Genomic DNA, 21,461 nt, shown 5'->3' with positions numbered 1-21,461 from the left:
TACAACAAACTACATTGAGTTGTAGTCGGATTTAACTGTAGCATATTTTGGGTTCCAGTTAAGATGCGTTTACCCTGGCCGAAATACTGGTTCAAACCACAAATTTTAGTTTTGGAGAAGTTGCTGATTCCTTGGAGGTTCTGGCGGGTACTGGCGTGATTCAAAACTTAGGGGACGAGCGATACAAAATGGGTGCTAAGCTATTCGAGCAATGGGTGGTGCAGGAGAGGAAGTTGGGTAGAAATTGATGATGAAGTAGCGATACTTTAGCCTGAATATAGGGCCTATGTGTCTCAAGCCTTCCACGGCTTAATAAAAAATCTGAATTGTTCTTGTTTTTATAGTTGCTAGGATAAAATCTCAATTTTTGTCCAAGAAATGCAGCAGAAAATAGCGCTCGAGCGCCATTAACCGTAGATGACCTGGATCAACTAGAAGGTGGAGTTTAGAATTGTCAGGAACTCATCTTAGCCATTATGCCTCGATCGCGATCGCCAATACTTCAAAATTACCTGGGGGCGATCGCTTCAAAAGCAAGTTTTGGAGTGATATCCTAAAATCCTCTTCAGATAGCTATTAGAGATTAATCATGAAGATTAAGGCGATTATCTGGCAAGAAGATAGCCTGTGGTGCGACTCAGTTCCAACACTTCCAGGTTGTCACACATGGGAAAAGAGTTATGAACAGTTGTTAGAGATCCTTGAAGATGCTGTTCAGGGTTGGCTTGAAGTCGCCAGTCAACAAAATGAACTTGCGCCGGAGAAACAGTTAATTGAGTTATCTCTATAAAATCTGTTTCTGGCAAAGCACTCTGCAAAATGGTTGAGCGACAGGGCTGGGAGCTAAAAAGAATCGCTTTTTCTCGTTAGAAGACTCTTCGGCTCTCCCTCCCTAATTATTCAATCCACCGGGTTGTCTTCATCAAAAAAAATGAAAAGGTAAAAGCCTTTTTAAACCTATGAAATGGTGGATTCAATATCTTTACGAAATCAAATTAGATAAAGCTATTCTCTGGTGCTATCTCATTTGGTATGTTATAGTAGTTTGTTTTCATTTTGATCCTGCGGTTAAGATATGGATCAATTCAATTGGTATAAGTGCTGTAATCGGTACGGGCCTGATGCTAAGTGTTTCTTCTAGTAAGGGCGAAAGAGATCGTTGGCAGGCATTCAGGTTATATCTCATGCCATTTTGTGTTTCAAGTTTTTCTGCCTTGATTAAAGAGCAGGGATTTATTGTATTCATATCACAAATATCAAAGAAACAATAGTGTCAGTATCATGCTGTGTTCTGTTTATATCAGTTATTTTAGTAGTCAAAGTATTAAAAAATAAAGTTATTTAGCAGGAGGCGGAAAGTTTGCCAAATGCAGCAGAAATATGATATTTTAGGTTGAAATTACCCCGATCGCCTTTAAGGACTATCGAGCTTGTAGAATTCTTAGGCCCCGATGAAGCGATTGAATTGCTTATTGAAATCGCTTTCTTAGTTTCTCGTCCGATAATTCTTTGAGTGCGATCGCTTTTTGGTTGGGCGATCGCCGAGTTGTACTCTACTGGCCTCTGTAAAGAAATTACCAATATCCCCAGACGAATATCGGCCGTAAGCGGGTTGCTAAAATCGATCGCTCGCGCTAACATTTTTGGCACTCAAATCGCTTTCTTTGGATTAATTGGCGTTTTAAATTCTGCCTTCTACTTTCTCCCTTGGGGCGACACAAGCGGCGGTAATGCCCTCCCTACGGTCAACGGTCAATAACCCATTATTAATTGTTAGTATTTCATGAGGGGGCCAAAAAGATATATCATAATCTTAACCGGATCATTTCTTCCCAGATATGTTCTACTGTTCTAATCCCAAGTGTTCTAATCCTTTCAATCCCGACAACTCTAAATTTTGTCAAAGTTGCGGCAAGCCCGACCTCACGCCTCTCTTCAGAAACCGCTACCGCGTGATTCGACTGTTGGGCGAAGGGGGATTTGGCAGAACTTATGAAGCGGTTGATACCGATCGCATGGAGGATCCCTGCGTCATCAAGCAGTTTATGCCCCAATTTCAAGGAACCTCAGCACTTGAAAAAGCCACAGAATTGTTTAAAGAAGAAGCGAAACGGCTTTACGAACTCGGCGAACATCCCCAAATTCCTCGATTAATTGCTTATTTTGAACAAGACAACCGACTTTATTTAGTACAAGAGTTGATTGAGGGGCAAAATTTACTGGCTGAATTAACTCAGCAGGGCGTTTTTAGCGAAGAAAAAATTTGGCAGTTGCTGGCAGATATTTTGCCGATTCTGAAATTTGTGCACGAGCGCAATGTCATTCACCGAGACATCAAACTTGAGAATATCATCCGCCGCCGCACCTCTGTTACCTCATCTCTGCCTAAGGCGGGAAATTTTCGCAGTTCCGCTTTCCCAAGGGGAGGGCGAGGAGAGTTAGTTCTGATAGATTTCGGCATTTCCAAACAAGTGACGGGTTCGCTGATGAGCCAAGTAGGCACAACGGTAGGAACGCCCGGATATTCGCCGATGGAACAAATGCGGGGTCAAGTTTTCCCCGGAAGCGATTTGTACAGTTTGGGGATAACTTGCCTGAGACTGCTAACTCAATGTTTGCCAAAAGCTGACGGTACCGATGACCTTTACGACCCGATAAACGGCGGCTGGATGTGGAGAAAACGGTTGCCCGCCGGCACAAAAATCAGCACCGAGTTGGGAAACATTTTAGATAAATTAATTCAAGATTATCTTAAAAATCGATATCAATCTGCTGATGAAGTAATCAAAGCTTTAAATCTCTATTCTTTACCTCCCCAACCCCAGTTTGTCAATGGAGGACAACGAGATATAAATTATTTGCGGGCAAAGGAAGGACAAGTTGCTATCAATCCCCCGCTCACTCTCAGCGGCAAAATCAACAGCAATGTCTCTGTAAATCCGAGGGAAAAATCCAACACCAATCCGCCTCCTAGCAAGGCACCACAGAGAAGTTCTCTTGTCAAAAGCAGTTTTGAATTTCAAGTAGTGACTATAGACAAGAGCGGGAAGCAAAGTAATCTTAAGAGCGGCAAAGCGGGTTTTTTTGAAGAACATCTCGGTAGCAGTACAGTCCTGGAAATGGTATCTGTTCCTGGCGGTACTTTCCTTATGGGTTCCCCAAACGATCGGGGTGACAGCGACGAAAAACCGCAGCACCGAGTAACTTTAGGATCTTTCTATATGGGCAAATTTCCCGTCACTCAGGCACAGTGGACAGCAGTTGCGGCGCTGCCGGAAATTAAAATATTTCTCGATCCCGATGCGGCCCGTTTTAAAGGTCCAAATCGACCTGTAGAAAATGTATCTTGGTACGAGGCTGTGGAGTTTTGCGCTAGACTTTCTCGAAAAACTGGTAAGCGTTATCGCTTGCCTAGTGAGGCCCAATGGGAATATGCTTGCCGGGGGGGAACTCAGACGCCGTTTCACTTTGGGGAAATGATTACGAGCGAGTTAGCAAATTACAACGGAAATTCTAATTACGCTGAGGCGCCGAAAGGAGTTTATCGCTTTCAAACGACAGATGTTGGCATTTTTAAACCCAATGCTTTCGGATTGTACGATTTCCACGGAAATGTTTGGGAATGGTGCGCGGATGCTTGGCACAATAATTATAACGGTGCGCCTGCTGATGGCAGCGTTTGGGAGTCTGACGGCGACTCTTCGCTGAGGTTGTTGCGGGGGGGTTCTTGGAACGATCATTCTCCGAATTGTGGCAGCGCGTGTCGCCTCCGATATCAGGCGAATTGCAAGGCTAGTATTGTGGGTTTTCGAGTGGTTGTTTCTCTTGTTTAGACTTGAATTGGAGGCATTCGCTCTCCTATCTTGAAATGCCTCTGCGTTGCATCTGCGGTTTCCCGATCGATCGAAGATTTATGCAATAAGTCTATTGATATCAATTCCGGTTGCATCGTCAGCCGTCAAATCCAGTCAACAGTCAACAATCACGGATGGATGGTGCAACCGAAATCGAGCTAATTAATCTGCGTTAATCTGTGTTGCATCTGCCCTCATCTGCGGTTAAAACAAGAGAATTTCTTTACCGCAGATGACAAGGGATTCACGCAGATTCACGCAGATAAAGAGAAAAGAGATAGGAATAATTCCGATGCTAACAAATTTGATACGATCTTGTGTCCGCATAGAGAAACCCGGTTTATTGAATAAACCGGGTTTTTGAATGGCCGATCGCCCAAATTCAAGCGTTAACTAGCCTTCTTCTGAGGAGCCACTATGCGTTCCACACTCATAGCAGCCACGCTCAACGTCACCACAGCCATGCCGAAAATTGCCACAGGCTGCAAGTTCTCATTGATAATTATAAACCCGAAGAGTGCGGTCATCGCCGGCCCCAAAGTGCCAATTACTGACGCTAAGGCTGCCCCCGCGAACCGGATGGCAAAATTATTCAAAAGATAGCTAAACAGCGTCAGCACCCCTAAAACAACGCCTCCCACAATCAAACCAGGCCAAACATTTTGGTCGATTTTAGGAGCAAAATTTTCCGACAGCGGCACCCACAAACTCAGGGAGGAAAATACAAAAATCGCGGCGAAATTAACTAAACTAAAAGGAATCGGGTGCAGCTTGCCGGCGGCCATTTGCGTCAGCAATACGTAACCTGCAAAGGTAATCCCAGAAGCCAGTGCAGCCGTGACTCCCACCCCGACATTGCCGCCGCCCGGAGCTGAGGTTGCAAAACTCGGCCACCCAGCTAAAATCAGACCTGCGGTAATCCCGACGATCGCCAAAAAGCCGACTCTGCTGGGGCGAGAGCCAAACAAGATCCAAGAACCCAGTACGGTGACGATCGGATAAATAAAGAAAATCGTAATCGCAATCCCCGCCGGAATATTGCCGATCGCCAAATAAATCAAAACCTGAGACAAAAACAGAAAAAATGCGCTTCCTAAAACCTTGCTCCACAAAGCTCGATCGCCCGACTGGAACAACCGCCTAATATCTTTCCACACAGAAGGATACAGAAATGTCGCCAATATCGGCATCAAAGCCATCACCACGATCAGCCGCATCAACAAAATCAACAAAGAATTTCCAAAACCCGGAGTCACCACCCCGGGAAATTCAAACAAGCCAAAAACCACCCGAGGATTGTTGCTTTTAATCAGAATTCTCAAACAAACATTAAACAGCGACAATACCACCGCCGAAGACAAAGCCAGCACCAAACCTGTCTGTACTTGAGAAGGTGCTTTAGCGGGTGCGGTCGAGGGCACTGAAGAGGGCTGCGGCACGGGTTCCCGCGGCCTATCCGCAGGTGTTGGCGGCAGAACGTGCGCGCGGACAGAATTAGTTGATTCCTCGGGATAGGAATCTTGAGCATCGAAAGGATTCTCAAGATATTCTTCTTCTGATTCGACTTCTTCCCTGATGCGGTTTACGAGATTTTGTAACAGCTCTTCCCCTTGCCGCTCTAGGGTTTGCATATTGTTGAGCCGCATGGAAAGCTCGCTTTCATAGCTGCTCAAATCTTGTTCCAGCATCTGGAAACTGCGATCGATCCTTTCATCCAGCGCCGCGAGCAACTCCGAGGCTCGTTCGCCGTAGTTGCTCGGCGGCATCGGTATCGGGAACTCGCCGCTGGGAATAGGGCTGCTGAGAGAATGTCCCGAGTTAGCGCTGAGTTCGTTGAACCGCTGCACCAACAAATCCTGCAAATTGTGAGCCAAAACTTGAGCCAACTGCTTCAGCCACAATTGCTGCTGCTGAATGTATCGCCCAGACAGAGCTTCCATTTGCTGAGACTGCAATTTGCGATATTGCTCTCTCAGGCCTTCAATATCCTCAATCAGGTGATTTTTTTCTGTTTGCAGCCGTGTAATGTCTTGATTTAACTGGCCTTTGACATTTTCATGCAAAGCGTCCAGTTCTTGCATTACTGAGTGGAGAACTTCTTCTGCTGATTGTGCATCCTCTGGCTCGCCCTTTGACGAGTATACGTTCCGCTGCGCCATTAGCCTATAACCTCTAATTTAAACTGCACGTCCAGTGTTCTTAAGTATTTTGGCAAATCAGGTCGCAAGTTATAGTGAGTTGATCTAAAAGATTGCGGACACTGTTTAATCAATAGTAGTCGCTCAGTTGGAGATGTGAAAAATTGGCGATCGTCCCAAGAACACTTTGTGCAATTAGAAATCATACTACAGCTTGACCTCCCCACGGATTGCTCCCGGTAATTCTCACATCTAACTCACCCGATGGCACCCGAATCACCAGCCTAATGACCGAAAGCATCCAGGATACAAGCCCCCGGATTCATTCCTTCGGAGACTCAGGACCCAGAAATAAAAAACCTGTATCCGATGAAACTTGCCCCCCGAATTTATCCGTGGGGTCAAGGCTTCAATCTAAAATCTCAAATCTAAAATCTCAAATCGATTGACCCCTTCTGCGACTAAATTTGATTGGGGGGTCGCACTCCTAGCCCCTCAACGGATAACTCGATCCTGCAGGCAGAAACCCCCTTTCTTTTGCCCGCGTCTCTCCCGCACTCCCGCACCCAGATTTATGATTTTAAAAGTTCCGATCTTTTGCTCGCGAAAGTTTTAAGAGGCGATCGCACCCTCAAAAAGCAACCCCACACATCAAAAAACTAACACATCCCATCCCCCAAGAGCAACAGATATGGTCTCCGAAATTTATGACAATTCCTTTACAGACGATCTACAAAAACTGAATATTTCCTCAGAAGCCGAAGTGTTTGTCTTTCCGGCATCATTTGCCCAGCAGCGCTTGTGGTTTCTCGACCAATTCGCACCGGAAAACCCTTTCTATAATGTAGTAACAGCCCTGCGCTTAACTGGTTCCCTCAACTTAACAGCCTTAGAGCAAACCTTCAACGAAATAGTGCAGCGCCACGAAACTTTGCGGACAACTTTTGCCGCGGTATCAGGCCAACCCGTGCAGATAATCTCTCCCGCTTTCAAGACTCATTTAAAACTCTTAGAACTGCAACATCTGCCACCAGAACTACGGGAAACAGAAGCACATAAACTCACCGCAGCCGCATCTCTTCGCCCTTTCAATTTATCCACGGGGCCGCTGATGCGAGTAACCATCCTGCGCCTGACAGAAACCGAGCATATTCTATTGCTAAATATGCACCACATAGCCTTCGATGATTGGTCGATCGGGATACTAATTCGAGAATTGGAGGCTATCTATACAGCTTTGATAAATCAACAGCCATCTCCCCTACCAGAATTATCACTTCAATATGCCGACTTTTCCGAGTGGCAGCGCGAATGGCTGCAAGGTGAAGTATTAGAAACTCAGCTAGCTTATTGGCGGCAGCAATTGCACGGGATTTCGGCGTTAAATTTGCCGAGCGATCGCCCTGCACCAGCTAGGCAAAATTATCGGGGAAAAACTCAATATTTAGAACTGCCTAAAAAGCTGAAAAACGCACTCTTAGCGCTCTCGCAGCGAGAAGGAGCGACTTTATTTATGACAGTGCTCGCAGCATTTCAAACTTTGCTTTACCGCTACTCGCAACAAGAAGATATTGTTTTAGGTTCGCCGATCGCCAATCGCAACCTGAGCGAAATAGAAGCATTAATCGGTTTTTTTGTCAATACTTTAGTGCTGCGAACTGACTGCTCGGGAAACCCGACATTTCGAGATTTTTTGGGCCGGGTGCGGGAAGTAACCCTGGGAGCTTACGCTCACCAAGATTTGCCTTTTGAGAAGCTAGTCGAGGAATTGCACCCAGAGCGATCGTTGAATCGCCACCCGCTGTTTCAGGTGGTATTTGGCCTGCAAAATACGCCGCTGGACGAGCTAGAATTGCCAGGATTAAAGTTGAGTTTTTTCCCTTTGGAGACTCAAACAACGCGCTTTGATTTAGAGCTTTATTTGTGGGAAGCTTCCGATAACTTTAGGAGCAGATACGGCAAACAGTGGGAAGATTCGGAAGGGCTCAGAGGCGTAGCTGTGTACAATACGGATTTATTTGATGAAGTTACCATCGCCCGAATGCTGAGGCATTTTAAAACGCTGCTGAAAAGCATTGTGGCTAATCCAGAACAAAGAATCGCTAACTTACCTTTATTGAGCGAGGATGAAGTGAATCAATTATTCAGAGAATGGAACGATACTCGCACAGATTATCCTCAAAATAAGTGCATTCATCAGTTATTTGAAGAGGGGGTCCTGCAGCATCTGGAGGATGTCGCCCTAACTTTCGACAGCCAGCACCTCACTTACAGAGAACTCAACAGTCGCAGCAACCAACTGGCGCGCTATCTACAAAAACTGGGCGTGGGGGCGGAGGTTTTAGTGGGGCTTTGTGCAGAGCGATCGATCGACCTAATTGTCGGGATGTTGGCTGTACTGAAAGCGGGAGGAGCTTACCTACCGTTAGATCCGAGCTATCCGCGCGATCGGCTAAACTTGATGCTGGAAGATGCTCGAGTTAAAGTCTTGCTAATTCAGGATAAATTGATTGAGAATTTCCGAGACTTCTCAAACTCGGTGATTTACTTCGATCGCGACTGGGAACACATAGCCAAAGAAAGCGCCGAAAATCCCGCCAACACCGTAACAGCAGACAACCTAGCTTACGTTATTTACACATCTGGCTCAACAGGAAAACCCAAGGGAGTTGCTGTCACCCACAAAGCAGTAAATCGGCTGGTACTCAACACCAACTATATAAAAATAGAACCTACCGATAAAATTGCCCAAGCATCAAACGCTTCATTCGATGCAGCCACATTCGAGATTTGGGGAGCCTTGCTTAACGGCGCTCAACTCGTGGGAATTAGCACAAATATTACCCTTTCGCCTCACGATTTAGCCTTAGAACTGCGCCAACAAGCCATCACAGTTTTGTTTTTAACAACTGCCTTATTTCAACAAATTGCTAGAGTTTTACCGCAAGCTTTTAATTCGCTGCGCTGCTTGCTGTTTGGCGGAGAAGCGGTCGATATGAGATGGGTTAAAAAACTTCTCCAACAAAAGCCAACCACTAAATTAATTCACGTTTACGGGCCTACAGAAAATACCACATTTTCGGCTTATTATTGCGTGCAAGACGTACCCGAAACCGCAACATCTATCCCCATCGGCCGCCCGATCGCCAACACGCAAATTTATCTCCTCGATGCGGATTTGCAGCCGGTGGCGATCGGTGTTGTAGGTCAATTGTACGTCGGCGGTGACGGACTGGCGAAAGGCTACCTCAACCAGCCAGATTTAACTGCTGCTGCATTCATTCCTAATCCTTTTAGCAATAAATCTGGTTCTAGCCTTTATAAAACAGGTGATTTAGGTCGCTATTGGGTTGACGGCAACATCGAGTTTTTAGGTCGCATTGACGACCAAGTAAAAATTCGCGGCTACCGCATCGAATTGGGAGAAATTGAAGCGGCTTTGTGCCAGCATCCACAAGTGCGCGAAGCAGTAGTAATTGTGAGGGAAGACATCCCCGACGATAAACATTTGGTAGCTTATGTTATTCCTGACGGCATTAATGAAAAATTAGAAATTCCCAATCTCAAGTCAAGTGACTTGCGCCAATTTTTGAAAGAAAAGTTACCAGGATATATGGTTCCTGCAACTTATGCAGTGTTGGAAAATATGCCACTGACGCCTAATGGCAAAGTAGACCGCCGCGCCTTGCCCGATCTAGATACAGACAGCGAGGATCTAACAGAAAATTATGTAGCGCCTCGGACCGATCTCGAAAACGCGATCGGGAAAATTTGGGCTAAAGTTTTGGGAAAACAGCAGGTTAGTATCTACGATAATTTCTTTGAACTAGGTGGGCATTCCCTGCTAGCAACTCAGTTGATTTCTCGCATTCGAGACGCTTTGCAAGTCGAGTTATCGGTCAGCAATTTGTTTGAGGCTGCGACTGTGGCGAGTCTGGCAAAATACATTGAAACAATGCGCTGGGCTGCGAAAGGTTTGGATACTCCCAGAACCGACGAAAATGAGCGCGAAAATGTGGAATTTTAAGGCCTTACATAATTGCGGGATGATTTTGATTGTTTTGTGGGATGGGCGTCCATTCGCTTCAACCTAATCACATAATTTAAACTCGCTCCTCTTCATTATTAAGTTACCAAAAATTCGGCAAAAGTAGAAGAGGCTTGCAGCCTCTCCCTAAGATGTCAAATGGGTTCTATAGAGTTGGAGTATCTATGAGGTTGCTAGTTAGAAATTTCAAACCCATCAGCTAATTTAGTTATGCCCTCCGATAGTTACGCAGCATTTCATTATTGGTCTAACATAAGTTGCAGAGGGATATATATGCTTTAGGGCAAAGCAACATGACATTTATACGAGCGTGGCGATTCATAACACTGATGCTGGCTTCATTTAGTCTGAGTTTGTCTATGACACATTTGCTAGAGTTACCGCAAAGAATGCAGTTTGACCAGCAACTTTGGGTGAGAGTAACGGTCTTTGAAAATGTTTATAAATTGTTTGGCTCAGTCGGCGCAGCTTTTGAAATTACAGCGATTTTGACAGCAATCGTGCTGGCATTTCTTGTTCGCAAACATGGTTCAACTTTTTACTGGACGTTGGGCGGAGCTATTCTCTTGGTGCTAGCGTTTGTGAGTTGGATCGTATTTGTCGCGCCAATGAATGCTGAATTCGCCCAATGGTTGACGAATCCCGTTCCAGCAGATTGGACGCGGTATCGTGACCAATGGGAGTATGCACACGCAGTCAACGCCTTGATTAAAATCATGGGGCTAAGTTTGCTCGTGATTTCTGTGCTTGTTGAAACGCCCAAAAAGAGAGCGATCCATTCTGATCGTGAGTGAGGCTCGTTTATTAGATGGATGAGCTGCTAAAGGCTGGGGCTGCCTATGTGCTGGTAAGGTTGCTTGCAGGGCATTAAAAATAAAGTAGAAAATGATTAATCTACCTCTTTGAGTAAATGTTTTTTACTTCTTTCTCTTCTCGGGTTATTCAAATTGGCAAAATGTTCTAAAAAACTGGTATTAAAAAAAATCATCGAAGGCAATGAATCAGTTTGCTTTTGTTGAAAAGTTACAGCTTTACTAAAACCTCTTGCCATTGATAAAACCCATAAAATACAACAAAGTACATTGAATTTTAGTCGGATTTAACTATAGCATATTTTGGGTTCCAGTTAAGATGCGTTTACCCATTCGTTGAATCAACGATTAAACGAATGGGACGCTTCGGTGAAACTATCGGGGCGAGCGTGGAATATCGAGAGTGTTTCCTTTATCTTTTCTCTTGGCTGTGCTTATCTTAATGGTCAACTTTCAGCTTGATGTATCTGCAAAAGTGAGATACACCCGGGCGTCCCGCCCGAAGGCGTGTATTTTCACAGCAGGCGGGACACCCACAAGCATCATTCTCAAATTGTCCAACGCGGAATTTTAAGGTATCCCCAGCCAGAACCTACAGGATTTTAACTCACATTTTTAGTTAGCGGGACTTAAACAAAAAATACGATCTAAATGAGCTATAATGCTTCCTCTGCAAGCATATAACGTTAAAGAATGAGCAATGAAAGAGACAACCCCCGCCGCGATACCCCCCTGCTTTGATAAATGGTGTCAAAGATTTGACGATATCTTTGGTCATCAAGCCCAAAAACGAGAGTTTAGGAACTATTTAGGGGGATTATTGGGAGAAAGTGAGCGAAAAAACATCTCGCAGATGGCGGCAAACGCCGTCGGAGTAACTTAAGCTGTTGCGGCATTTAAATAGAATGTCAACAAACAATTCGGTGTCTTGTGGGGTGGGCCGTCTCGCCCGCCCTGAATATGCAATTTAAATGCGTGACAGCTTATGACTTCTTCAGAGAGGAGACCCGAACAACAGTTGTTTGGCAATATCTTGGCTGTCTGGACTCAGCCGTATACCCGTGGAGACAGAAATCAGAGGTTTTTTATGTTCTCCTTCTATATAGCTGTACGGCTCATATTGGTCGTAGACCCGTTGATGGCTTGGTTGACCAAGTGGGTTGACGAAAACTTTTTCCGTATCTGCAATCCACAATCGGCGCAGCAGGCGGGGTTTTTCTGGACGATTTTTGAAAGCTTCTCGACCGTGGATTACTCTGAAATTGTCTACGACTAAAATCTCTCCAGGCTGCAAATAAAAACGCTTCTGGTACTTGGGGTTGGATATGTATTTACTATAAAAAAGCTTGAGGGCGTCGCACGCCGACTCCTCTACCAGAAGGGTAAAATCATAGCGCCAGCGAATCCTCCAAGTTTTAGCCGAAATTTGTTCAAAAACTGGGGAACAGACAAGTTGGTCGTCGCGAGAGTAGACAACGCAAGGTTTCAACAAGACTTCAACCAGATCTGGAGTCGAATGCAGAGCATCCTCTAACACCTGTTGGCAATCTAACACCACGTTAGCACCGCCTTCTTCTGCCGTCTCCACCATCTGCATAAAAACTAATTGCGGGGGTTTAATCTGGAGGAGGCGACCGTCTTTTGTTTTTGCGATTCCATCAAGATAAACTCCGTCCGTGTGGAGTGGGTGCTCTTGTGTAGTATTGCCTAAGTATTGTTGCTTAACGATGGGTACATTCTTGTCGTAAGAAAGAGTGCTAACCTCGTGAATTCCCCACTCATCAACGAGTGGATGACGCTGGCGTTTACCAAAATATTCAGTCAACTCCAGGAGCACTGAGCGCTCTGTGCTTCCCGCCTTAATCACGCAGTATCCATCTGTTTCAATCTCGCTTTTAGCCCCGTTAAGAATTTCTTTCCACATACTGACGAATTAATTAGAAGGACTAAGCTGTTCATCATTTAAATTTTCGAGGCTATCTAAGCAAGTATTGGGTTTCAACCTCTGAAATACGCATTTTAAATGCACAACAGTTTATAAGAGAAATGATAACCCGTCAAAAAATATCAATTAACTTTGTTTATGCTTCTTCTTCTTTTGCTTGAATACTCGAACTTGACACTGGCTCAATCAAAAACGCAGCCAACCACGGGCTAAGCAACAGAATCAGCAACAGCCTGGTCATCTGTATTGCTAGGACTAACCCTGGGTTTCCACCTAGCTGCATAGCACTAGCGATCGCGACTCCAATTCCTCCTGGTGAGAAACCTAACATCCCAGTTATCACGTCTATGTGCGCGATCGCATGAAACTCATATCCAATTCCCATACAAATCAGAATCAGTAAAATTACCAAAGCTACCTCAATCAGCACTGCTTTCCTGAGCTTACGGACAGTTTGCCAGTCAAACTTTAGACCTATGGAGAGTCCAACTAACAGCAGTCCTCCAGCGAATACCGTTTGAGGCATCTTTAATTGGTATGGCAGCAGCCAAAACGTTACTAGACTAGCAAAAAAAGGTCCCAAGAATCCAGATGAGGGCAGATTCAAGCGCCGTCCTCCCCAAGTCCCCAAGGCGCCACATACAGCTAGTACCAATAGGTTCAAAAACATTGGCATTGGGAGATTGCTTTGTGTTGGGATAGTTGCCGCAGCTTGGGCGCTCGCGTCTATGGAACTCAAGAAACTTGCTGCAGTTGGTACAATTAACGCTACCAGCAACATTCTAATATACTGGAGTATGGCAACAGCGATCGCGTCAGCTCCCATTTCATCGCTCATTGCCACAAGGCTATGAGCCGCACCTGGTATGCACCCCAAAAAACCAGTTGCCCGATCGATGCCAGTCCACCTACATAATAGATAGCCATTGAATAGGCTTACGGTACCTGTAATTACAATACCTAGCAATAAAGGTATAGCGTAGGTTTTTGCCATTTCCAGTGTTTCAAAGTCAAAGCTGAGTGCCGTGGCGATCGCGATAATTGCCTGTCCAATCGCCATAAAAGCACTAGGTACAGATTGGGGACTACCTCCCTCGACTGCATAAACAATTCCTACGACCATCGGACCTAGTAGCCAACCTACAGGAAGATGCAAATAGTTGAATCCTAAACCTGCTATAATTGCGACAGCTAGCTCTTCGGAAATCTTTTTTATCTCCGGTAAGCTTGAAACGATTTTCTGCAACCAAGTAGCTAGATTATTTTGCACGGCATTCACCTCGGAAATAAGTCAAAAATCTTAACATTAGAACTTACACAGAGGTACCAGATATTGTATTGACTATTTCTGTCATTCAAGCACTACTTGTAGGGGCTTTTGAGCATATCTACCCCAGCCGACATTTTGGATATTTGCGTTTGATTGGGGCGTAACTTGTAAACCTAGTTGGTTAACAATTGGAGTTTGCTTCTTGTCTTTATCCTGCGTTGACTATACGGTAGATATAAACAAAAGTCAAGACCGAAATCCAGATATGGCTAAATTTTCTCCTGATGAGTACAGACATGAGAGTAACGCCGTCCAGGGTAAGCTCATCTAATTTAATATAAATTGTACTTGACAAAAAGGGCAATCTCTAAAGGAGGATCCTGTCAATAAGCTGTGTTGCATCTAGATTGCCTATGGTATTAGAGAGGGAGAGGGGGTGAAGGGGAGAGGGGGAGAGGATTTGACGATTTTTGATCGGGACTCGAAATATACAATTTAAATGCACAACAGCTTAGCGGTTCTTGTGAACCCACTCGATCTCTTTTGACGCTCGACAGAGAACGGGCGCTCGACAGGCAACGGACGATCGACTCGCAGCCTCAAAGATGTCAAATAGGTTCTATAAAACCCATTTGACATCTTTGAACGATCGCCCTGTGCATCCGATTGACTCACAGTGGACCATCGGCCCGGCTGCGGGCAATCGAACTCGTGCGGGCGATCGAACTCGTGCGGGCGATCGAACTCGTGCGGGCGATCGGGTAGTAGGTTGCCCCCTACAGAATTGAGGTAAAATTACCATCAAAATACTCAGATCGGATGATGCCATCCTCTACTAATCTCACAGATGCCGAATGGGAAACTTTGTCACCCTTGCTCAATCAAATATTGCCACTGAAAAAGAAAACTCGTCCCTCTAACTGGAGTCAAAGAGAAATTTTAAAGGGCATCTTCTATCAACTCAAAGATGGTTGTAATTGGGCAGACTTACCCTGCATACTTGCCACCCTACTCAACAGTATATTGGCATTACAAACAGTGGAGAGAACAGCGATATCTTTTCGGTTTGTGTGTTGTGGCTGAACGAAAATTGGGACGTATTCTCTGCTTGCAAAGCCAGTTCGATGCTCTGTTTGGGCTTGAAATTTGTTTAAGTCCCGTTAGGAAATTTCAGTGCAGAATGCCCTGACAGCTTCTGCAAACTGCTGGTTGTGCTCGATTAATGCCATGTGTCCTCCTCGCTTTATAGTAACTAGCTCTGCTTGAGGTAATTCTGCTTTCATTCGCAGGCTAGCTGGGGGCGTAGTGGCGATATCTGAATCGCCGCAGATCACCAACACAGGAATGTCAATTGATGGCAAAGTTTTTGTTTCCTCAAATTTGAGCATTCCCAGTGTGCCGCGAGCGAGAACGCCGGGAGAACCCAAGGCTGATAAGAAAGCTGAGAACTCTAATTGACCGCGCGTTTCAGTGCCTTTAAATCCCGATACTTCTACACTGATGTACAGTGAACCATTGAGATAGCTCAGCCAAGTCATTCCCCACATAATGGGTTCAAGAGCTATGGTGAGGTAGAGCAGAGGTTGGAGCAGCGGCTTTTGCAAAGCGCGTAATAAACCGCTAAAAATAGCAGTTTTGACGGGATTAGTATAAGTCGTATCTACCAGAATTAAACCAGCTACTCGACTACCGAGAAGTTCAGGAAAAAGCCGACTGAATGTTAGAGAAATCATGCCGCCCATGCTGTGTCCGAGTAGGATAACAGGTTTATTTCCTGCTATGGCAATGACGGCTTCGAGATCGCGGGCAAATTTTTCTAGGGAGTAGTCGCTGTTTTTTGGTCGAGTGGATTTTCCCAGACCTGGAAGATCCCAAACAATCACTCGGAAGCGATCGGTTAGTTGCCGTTTCGCGTAATACCAAACCATACTGTTGGGCCCCCAACCGTGGGAGAGAATAATCGGCTGTCCGTCCTCTGGGCCGTAGAATTCTACTTGTAAAATAGTGCCATCAGGCCTCTCTACCCGCTGCACCGTACCCGTCCGCGTCGGCTTGGGTTCGTCAGCACCCGGGCGCCGGAACAGCGGCAAACTGATAAAGCGGCCGCCAACAGACCAAAGAACCATCAAGACTCCGCTGACTAAGTAGGAAATCCCTACAAGTTCCCCGATGTACCATTCGTAAATAATGTATATACCTCCGCCAAGTACCCCGATGGACAGGAGTCCCACCAGCCATAGGAACAGGAAATTGAAGGGCATGAACGGCATAAGCTGAAACCTTGGGTAGAATTTGGGTTGCGGATTCACACAGAATCATACTGAGGTTAGGCCACAGTAGGCAAGGGGTAAGTTAAGCTCTTAGCTTGTGCGCTGGCGGAATTTCTTTTATATTTGCAAAAGTAATCACAGGATGACTCAAAATGCCAGAGCCAAAAATATCGAGTTCATCGCCAAATGCCAGAGATTCTGTCACGGTTGAGTTAGTTGAGTTTTTATCTTACCTTCGCAGTCTAGATATTAATATTTTTGTTGAGGGCGAGATCCTGCGCTGCAACGCTCCAGAAGGAATTATTACACCCCAACTGCGCGCCGAAATTTCTCAGAAAAAAGCCGAAATTGTTTCCTTTTTAAAAGCAGCTAATCGTACTTCTAGTTTCACTCCTACACCGATTGTTCCTATGGGGCGGGACGGAAATCTACCGCTTTCCTTTGCACAGCAGCGCTTGTGGTTTCTCGACCAATTAGTACCGAACAATCCTTTTTATAATGTTCCCGCAGCATTGCGTTTGACAGGTTCGCTCAATTTTTCGGCGCTGCAACAAACTTTCAATGAAATTGTGCGCCGCCACGAAGCTTTACGCACGACTCTAGCAGTAGTTTCGGGGCAACCTGTTCAGAGAATAGCTGCTGCTTTCCACCTCCCGATTAATGTAGTGGACTTGCGAAACTTGCCACAGGAATCTCGACAAACTGAAGCAAACCGGCTCACGGCCCAGGAAGCTCAACGCTCTTTCAATTTGTCCAATGACTTGTTGCTGCGAGTCACATTATTGCAGTTAGATGATGCCGAATATTTACTAATGCTGAATATGCACCACATTGTCTCCGATGGTTGGTCTATCGGAGTGCTAATTCAGGAATTAGGCGCACTTTACACGGCATTTGCTAGCGAAAAACCTTCGCCTTTACCGGCTTTGTCGATCCAGTATGCTGATTTTTCAAAATGGCAGCGCGAATGGCTGCAAGGGGAAGTTTTAGAAACGCAGCTTGCTTACTGGCGACAGCAGTTAAACGGCATTTCTATGCTAAATTTGCCTGCGGATCGACCCAGACCAGCAATTCAAAGTTACCGAGGCAAAAGGCTATTTTTGCAACTGCCAAAACAACTGAGCGAGGCTTTAGAAACGTTGAGCCAGCGCGAAGGAGTGACGCTGTTTATGACTGTGCTGGCAGCTTTTAAAACGTTGCTTTACCATTACGCGCAGCAAGAAGATATTGTTGTAGGTTCGCCGATCGCCAATCGCAACCGCAGTGAAATTGAAGCATTAATCGGGTTTTTTGTCAACAGTTTGGTATTGCGTACAGATTTGTCGGGAAATCCAACTTTTCGGGAACTTTTAAACCGAGTCAAAGAGGTAGCATTAGGAGCTTACGCTCACCAAGATTTGCCGTTTGAGAAGTTAGTAGAAGAACTGCACCCCGATCGCGCGTTGAACCAAAATCCCTTATTTCAGGTGGCGTTTGCGCTGCAAAACGCGCCGGGGAATCGGTTAGAATTGCCAGAATTAACACTGAGCCCGCAGCAGTTAGATGTGGGTACAGCGCGGTTTGATTTGGAGTTTCATTTGTGGGAGCGATCGCCCAACAGCTCGGGAAGCAACCAATCGCCCAGCAATAAGCTGTGGGTTGATAGCTCTCTGGGCATCAGCGGCATGGTTATTTACAGCGCCGATTTATTTGATGAAGCTACGATTACCCGCCTGATCGGGCATTTTCAAGCCTTGTTAGAAAGCATTGTGACAAATCCCGAACAGCGAATTGCCAACTTGCAATATTTGAGCGCCCAAGAGCGCGATTATTTATTAGTTGAATGCAACAATACTCAGGCAGATTATCCGCAAGATTTGTGCATCCATCAGCTATTTGAAATGCAGGCCGCTCGGACACCGGATGCGGTGGCGCTGGTATTTGGAGATGAGCGAGTCACCTATCGAGAGCTAAATCTCCGCAGCAACCAACTAGCACGTTATTTGCAAAAAATGGGGGTTGGGGCGGAAGTTTTAGTCGGGCTTTGCTGCGGGCGATCGCTCGATCTGATCGTGGGGATGTTGGGTATCCTGAAAGCGGGAGGAGCTTACCTAATTTTAGATCCGAGCTATCCTGCTGAGCGATCGAGCTTTATGCTAAAAGATGCTCAATTATCTGTTGTGTTAACTCAGCAGCAATGGATAGACAATTTGCGTGAAGCGAAGCTATCCCGCAGGGAATCGCCCAATTTACAGATAGTTTATTTAGACACAGACTGGGAGATGATTTCCCAAGAAATCGCCGACAATCCCACCAGCGCAGCCACAGCCGAAAATCTGGTTTACGCGATTTACACCTCCGGGTCCACGGGAAAGCCGAAAGCAGTTGAAATTGAGCACGGGAGCTTGTTAAATCTCGTTTTTTGGCATCAAAGAGAGTTTGAGGTGTCAGCGGGCGATCGAGCAACGCAAATTGCTGCGATCGGCTTTGATGCTTGCGGGTGGGAAATTTGGCCTTATCTCGCCGCGGGATCTAGCATCTACTTTCCAGAAGATGACATCAGGCGAGATCCTGAAAAACTGCAAAATTGGTTAGTATCAAACGCGATCGCAATTAGCTTTTTGCCAACACCTTTAGCCGAGAAAGTTTTGCTATTAGATTGGCCTCAAACAACAGCGTTGCGAATCTTGCTCGCAGGCGGCGAAAAACTGCAACAACATCCTTTAAAATCCCATCCATTTAAGCTAGTAAATAATTACGGCCCAACCGAGAACACCGTCGTCACAACTTCCGGTTATATTCCTGTAACAGAGCAAACAGACATCGCCCCGATAATTGGCCGCCCCATTGCTAACACTCAAATCTACATATTAGACAAATATTTGCAGCCAGTGGCGATCGGCGTTGTTGGCGAATTGTACATCGGCGGAAACGGACTCGCTCGCGGCTACCTCAACCGCCCAGATTTAACCGCACAAAGCTTTATTGTCAATCCTTTTAAACCAAATTCAGACACCATTCTCAATGACTTGTTTAGGAACAGGCAAGATGCCTGTTCCACAAGAGATGAATTTTCTTGTGGAACAGGCATCTTGCCTGTTCTCGATAATGGTGCAACATCTCAGTTTAAACCAAATTCAGGAGAGCGAATTTACAAAACCGGCGACTTAGTGCGCTACAGAGCCGATCGCAACCTTGAATTTTTAGGACGCATTGACGAACAAGTAAAAATTCGCGGTTTCCGCATCGAATTAGGAGAAATCGAGACACTATTAACTCAACATCCGGCGGTGCAGCAAACTGTAGCAATAGCTTCGGAAGATGGACAGGGAGATAAACGTTTAGTAGCTTATATTGCCCTGAATCCTGAATATAGCGTTGCCCGCGAAAAAAACCAAATAATGCAATTGCAGGACGAACAGGTTTTGCAGTGGCAAATGCTCTACAATGAAACTTACAATCAACCTGCTGTTGACTCCGATCCAACATTTAATATTGTCGGCTGGAATAGCAGTTATACTAATCAGCCAATCCCAGCAGAACAGATGCGCGACTGGGCGAACAATCAAGCCGCCCAAATTTTAGCTTTGCAGCCTAGCCGAGTGTTAGAAATTGGCTGCGGCACGGGTTTGTTGCTGTTCCAAATTGCCCCTCGCTGCACTCAATATTGCGGAACCGACTTTTCACCTATTTCGCTAAACTATATTCGACAGCACTTGGCAAATCAACAGTTAGCTAATGTAACGCTGCTTCAAAAAATGGCGACAGACTTTGAAGGAGTAGAGACAGCAGCTTTTGACGCAGTAATTCTCAACTCTGTCGTGCAATATTTCCCGAATATCGACTATCTCGTGCAGGTGCTAGAAGGTGCGGTGAAAGCAACTGCTCCCGGCGGCTTTATATTCATCGGAGATGTCCGCAGCTTGCCGCTGCTGGGAGCTTTTCACGCTTCGGTACAACTGTATCAAGCCGAACCTTCTCTCGCTGGCGAACAGTTGCAGCAGCGAGTACAAATGCAAATTTTTCAAGAAACAGAGTTAGTTATTGAGCCCGATTTTTTTAGCGCATTAAAGCACCGCTTTCCGCAGATTGGTGGCGTAGAGATTCAATTAATTCGCGGTAGCGATCGCAATGAGTTAACTGATTTTCGGTACAATGCTATTCTGCATATTGCGTCTGAAACAGCACGCCCAAAATCATCGCCAAAAGGGGAGTGGCGCGCAGAAAAACGGCTGGATTGGTTGGATGAAAATCAGAATCTGACTGTTACCAAGGTGCAACAAATATTATTGCAAAATCAACTCGATGTTTTAAGAATTGCTAATGTGCCTAATGCGCGGGTAACGGCAGCAGTTAAGACGGCAGAGTTGCTGTCTGTTATCGATAAATTTCCAACAGCAGGTCAGTTGCAGAAAGCCGTGGAAAAAGTCGAGGATTTAGGAGTAGATCCCGAAGTGTGGTATGCTTTGGGAGTTCCGTATAATGTTAATATTAGTTTGTCTAATTCCGACAGTCAAGGGCGCTACGATGTAGTGTTTGCACGGGGCGAAACTAGAGATTTTGTGCGAGAAACCCGACGCGATAACTTGCGTCCTTGGCGCTCTTATGCTAACAATCCCTTACAAGCTAAAGCAGCACGTAAATTAGTGCCGCAGTTGCAGGCTTATCTAGCAGAAAAACTGCCGGAATATATGGTTCCGTCGGCTTTTGTGGTGCTGGAGTCGCTACCGGTGACGGCTAACGGAAAGGTCGATCGCCTCGCTTTGCCCGCACCGCAGCCGATTAACTTAGAATGGGCTGGCGGTTATGTTGCGCCTCATACTTCTATTGAGGAAGTGTTAGTGAAAATTTGGGCTGAGGTTTTGGGGATAAAGCGAGTGGGTATCCGAGACAATTTCTTTGAATTAGGAGGTCATTCGCTACTGGCGACTCAGCTTGTTTCTAGAGTGCGAGATGTTTTCGGGGTAGAGTTGCCTTTGCGCCGCGTTTTTGAAGCGCCGACAATTGCAGAATTATCTAAGATTGTGGAGAGTTTGAAAGAGAGCGATGCTAAAATTAAAGCTCCTACTTTAGTGCCTGTTTCTCGCGAGAATCGTCGCGTGAAGCTGTCATCGCTGAACAGAGAAAGTAAAGAGAGAGGATGAA

General features: G+C 45.6%; 12 protein-coding genes and 2 pseudogenes. 10 read left to right on the top strand and 4 right to left on the bottom strand.

The features are described from left to right. Positions 1 to 589: 589 nt before the first annotated feature. From QUB61_RS11240 to QUB61_RS11225, 4 genes are all read left to right on the top strand, one after another. Positions 590 to 790: a type II toxin-antitoxin system HicB family antitoxin gene (locus QUB61_RS11240; RefSeq protein ID WP_333127846.1), complete on the top strand. Its 201-nt coding sequence runs from the start codon at positions 590 to 592 to the stop codon at positions 788 to 790. 169 nt (positions 791 to 959) lie between these two features. Further along, positions 960 to 1,271 carry a hypothetical protein gene (locus tag QUB61_RS11235; RefSeq protein ID WP_333127844.1) on the top strand — a complete coding sequence of 104 codons (312 nt, stop codon included), beginning with the start codon at positions 960 to 962 and terminating at the stop codon, positions 1,269 to 1,271. Between the two features lie 242 nt (positions 1,272 to 1,513). Then, entirely contained in the window at positions 1,514 to 1,759 is a 246-nt protein-coding gene (locus tag QUB61_RS11230) for a hypothetical protein (protein WP_333127842.1), read from the top strand. A gap of 79 nt (positions 1,760 to 1,838) precedes the next feature. Then, on the top strand, positions 1,839 to 3,833 hold the full coding sequence (locus QUB61_RS11225) for a bifunctional serine/threonine-protein kinase/formylglycine-generating enzyme family protein (protein WP_333127840.1): 1,995 nt from the start codon (positions 1,839 to 1,841) through the stop codon (positions 3,831 to 3,833). 410 nt (positions 3,834 to 4,243) lie between these two features. Here the strand turns inward: QUB61_RS11225 and QUB61_RS11220 are convergent, their stop codons facing one another. Next, positions 4,244 to 6,013, bottom strand: a complete 1,770-nt coding sequence (locus QUB61_RS11220) for an EamA family transporter (RefSeq protein ID WP_333127838.1) — start codon at positions 6,011 to 6,013, stop codon at positions 4,244 to 4,246. A gap of 670 nt (positions 6,014 to 6,683) precedes the next feature. Here QUB61_RS11220 and QUB61_RS11215 point away from each other — a divergent pair. The 4 genes and pseudogenes from QUB61_RS11215 to QUB61_RS11200 all read left to right on the top strand — a co-directional run. Beyond that, complete coding sequence (locus QUB61_RS11215) at positions 6,684 to 10,019, top strand: amino acid adenylation domain-containing protein (protein ID WP_333127836.1); 3,336 nt, start codon at positions 6,684 to 6,686, stop codon at positions 10,017 to 10,019. A gap of 380 nt (positions 10,020 to 10,399) precedes the next feature. Continuing rightward, positions 10,400 to 10,834 (top strand): hypothetical protein, encoded by a 435-nt coding sequence (locus tag QUB61_RS11210; RefSeq protein WP_333127834.1) that lies wholly within the window; start codon positions 10,400 to 10,402, stop codon positions 10,832 to 10,834. A gap of 353 nt (positions 10,835 to 11,187) precedes the next feature. After that, a pseudogene (locus QUB61_RS11205) lies at positions 11,188 to 11,314 on the top strand (ISKra4-like element ISMiva1 family transposase); the annotation flags it as partial. A 238-nt stretch (positions 11,315 to 11,552) separates the two neighbouring features. Next, positions 11,553 to 11,729 (top strand): annotated as a pseudogene (locus tag QUB61_RS11200) (IS701 family transposase); the annotation flags it as partial. Positions 11,730 to 11,846: 117 nt separating this feature from the next. On the opposite strand, the gene QUB61_RS11195 reads toward QUB61_RS11200, so the two are convergent. Together QUB61_RS11195 and QUB61_RS11190 are read right to left on the bottom strand one after the other, a co-directional pair. Beyond that, on the bottom strand, positions 11,847 to 12,776 hold the full coding sequence (locus QUB61_RS11195; protein ID WP_333127832.1) for a TauD/TfdA family dioxygenase: 930 nt from the start codon (positions 12,774 to 12,776) through the stop codon (positions 11,847 to 11,849). A gap of 157 nt (positions 12,777 to 12,933) precedes the next feature. After that, complete coding sequence (locus QUB61_RS11190) at positions 12,934 to 14,067, bottom strand: AbrB family transcriptional regulator (protein ID WP_333127830.1); 1,134 nt, start codon at positions 14,065 to 14,067, stop codon at positions 12,934 to 12,936. Between the two features lie 819 nt (positions 14,068 to 14,886). On the opposite strand from QUB61_RS11190, the gene QUB61_RS11185 reads away from it, so the two are divergent. Next, on the top strand, positions 14,887 to 15,150 hold the full coding sequence (locus QUB61_RS11185) for a transposase (protein WP_333127828.1): 264 nt from the start codon (positions 14,887 to 14,889) through the stop codon (positions 15,148 to 15,150). Positions 15,151 to 15,227: 77 nt separating this feature from the next. Here QUB61_RS11185 and QUB61_RS11180 read toward each other — a convergent pair whose 3' ends face one another. After that, the gene (locus QUB61_RS11180; protein ID WP_333127826.1) at positions 15,228 to 16,337 is read right to left on the bottom strand and encodes an alpha/beta hydrolase; all 1,110 of its coding nucleotides are present in this window, start codon (positions 16,335 to 16,337) and stop codon (positions 15,228 to 15,230) included. Positions 16,338 to 16,489: 152 nt separating this feature from the next. On the opposite strand from QUB61_RS11180, the gene QUB61_RS11175 reads away from it, so the two are divergent. Beyond that, positions 16,490 to 21,460 (top strand): amino acid adenylation domain-containing protein, encoded by a 4,971-nt coding sequence (locus QUB61_RS11175; RefSeq protein ID WP_333127824.1) that lies wholly within the window; start codon positions 16,490 to 16,492, stop codon positions 21,458 to 21,460. The last annotated feature ends 1 nt before the right edge of the window (position 21,461 follow it).

Origin of the sequence: Microcoleus sp. C2D2 (assembly GCF_036702495.1) — a bacterium.
In the GTDB taxonomy this organism is placed as follows: Bacteria; Cyanobacteriota; Cyanobacteriia; order Cyanobacteriales; family Microcoleaceae; genus Microcoleus.
The sequence above is the reverse complement of the archived record's forward strand: the minus strand, read 5'-3'. Positions and strand labels throughout refer to the sequence as shown.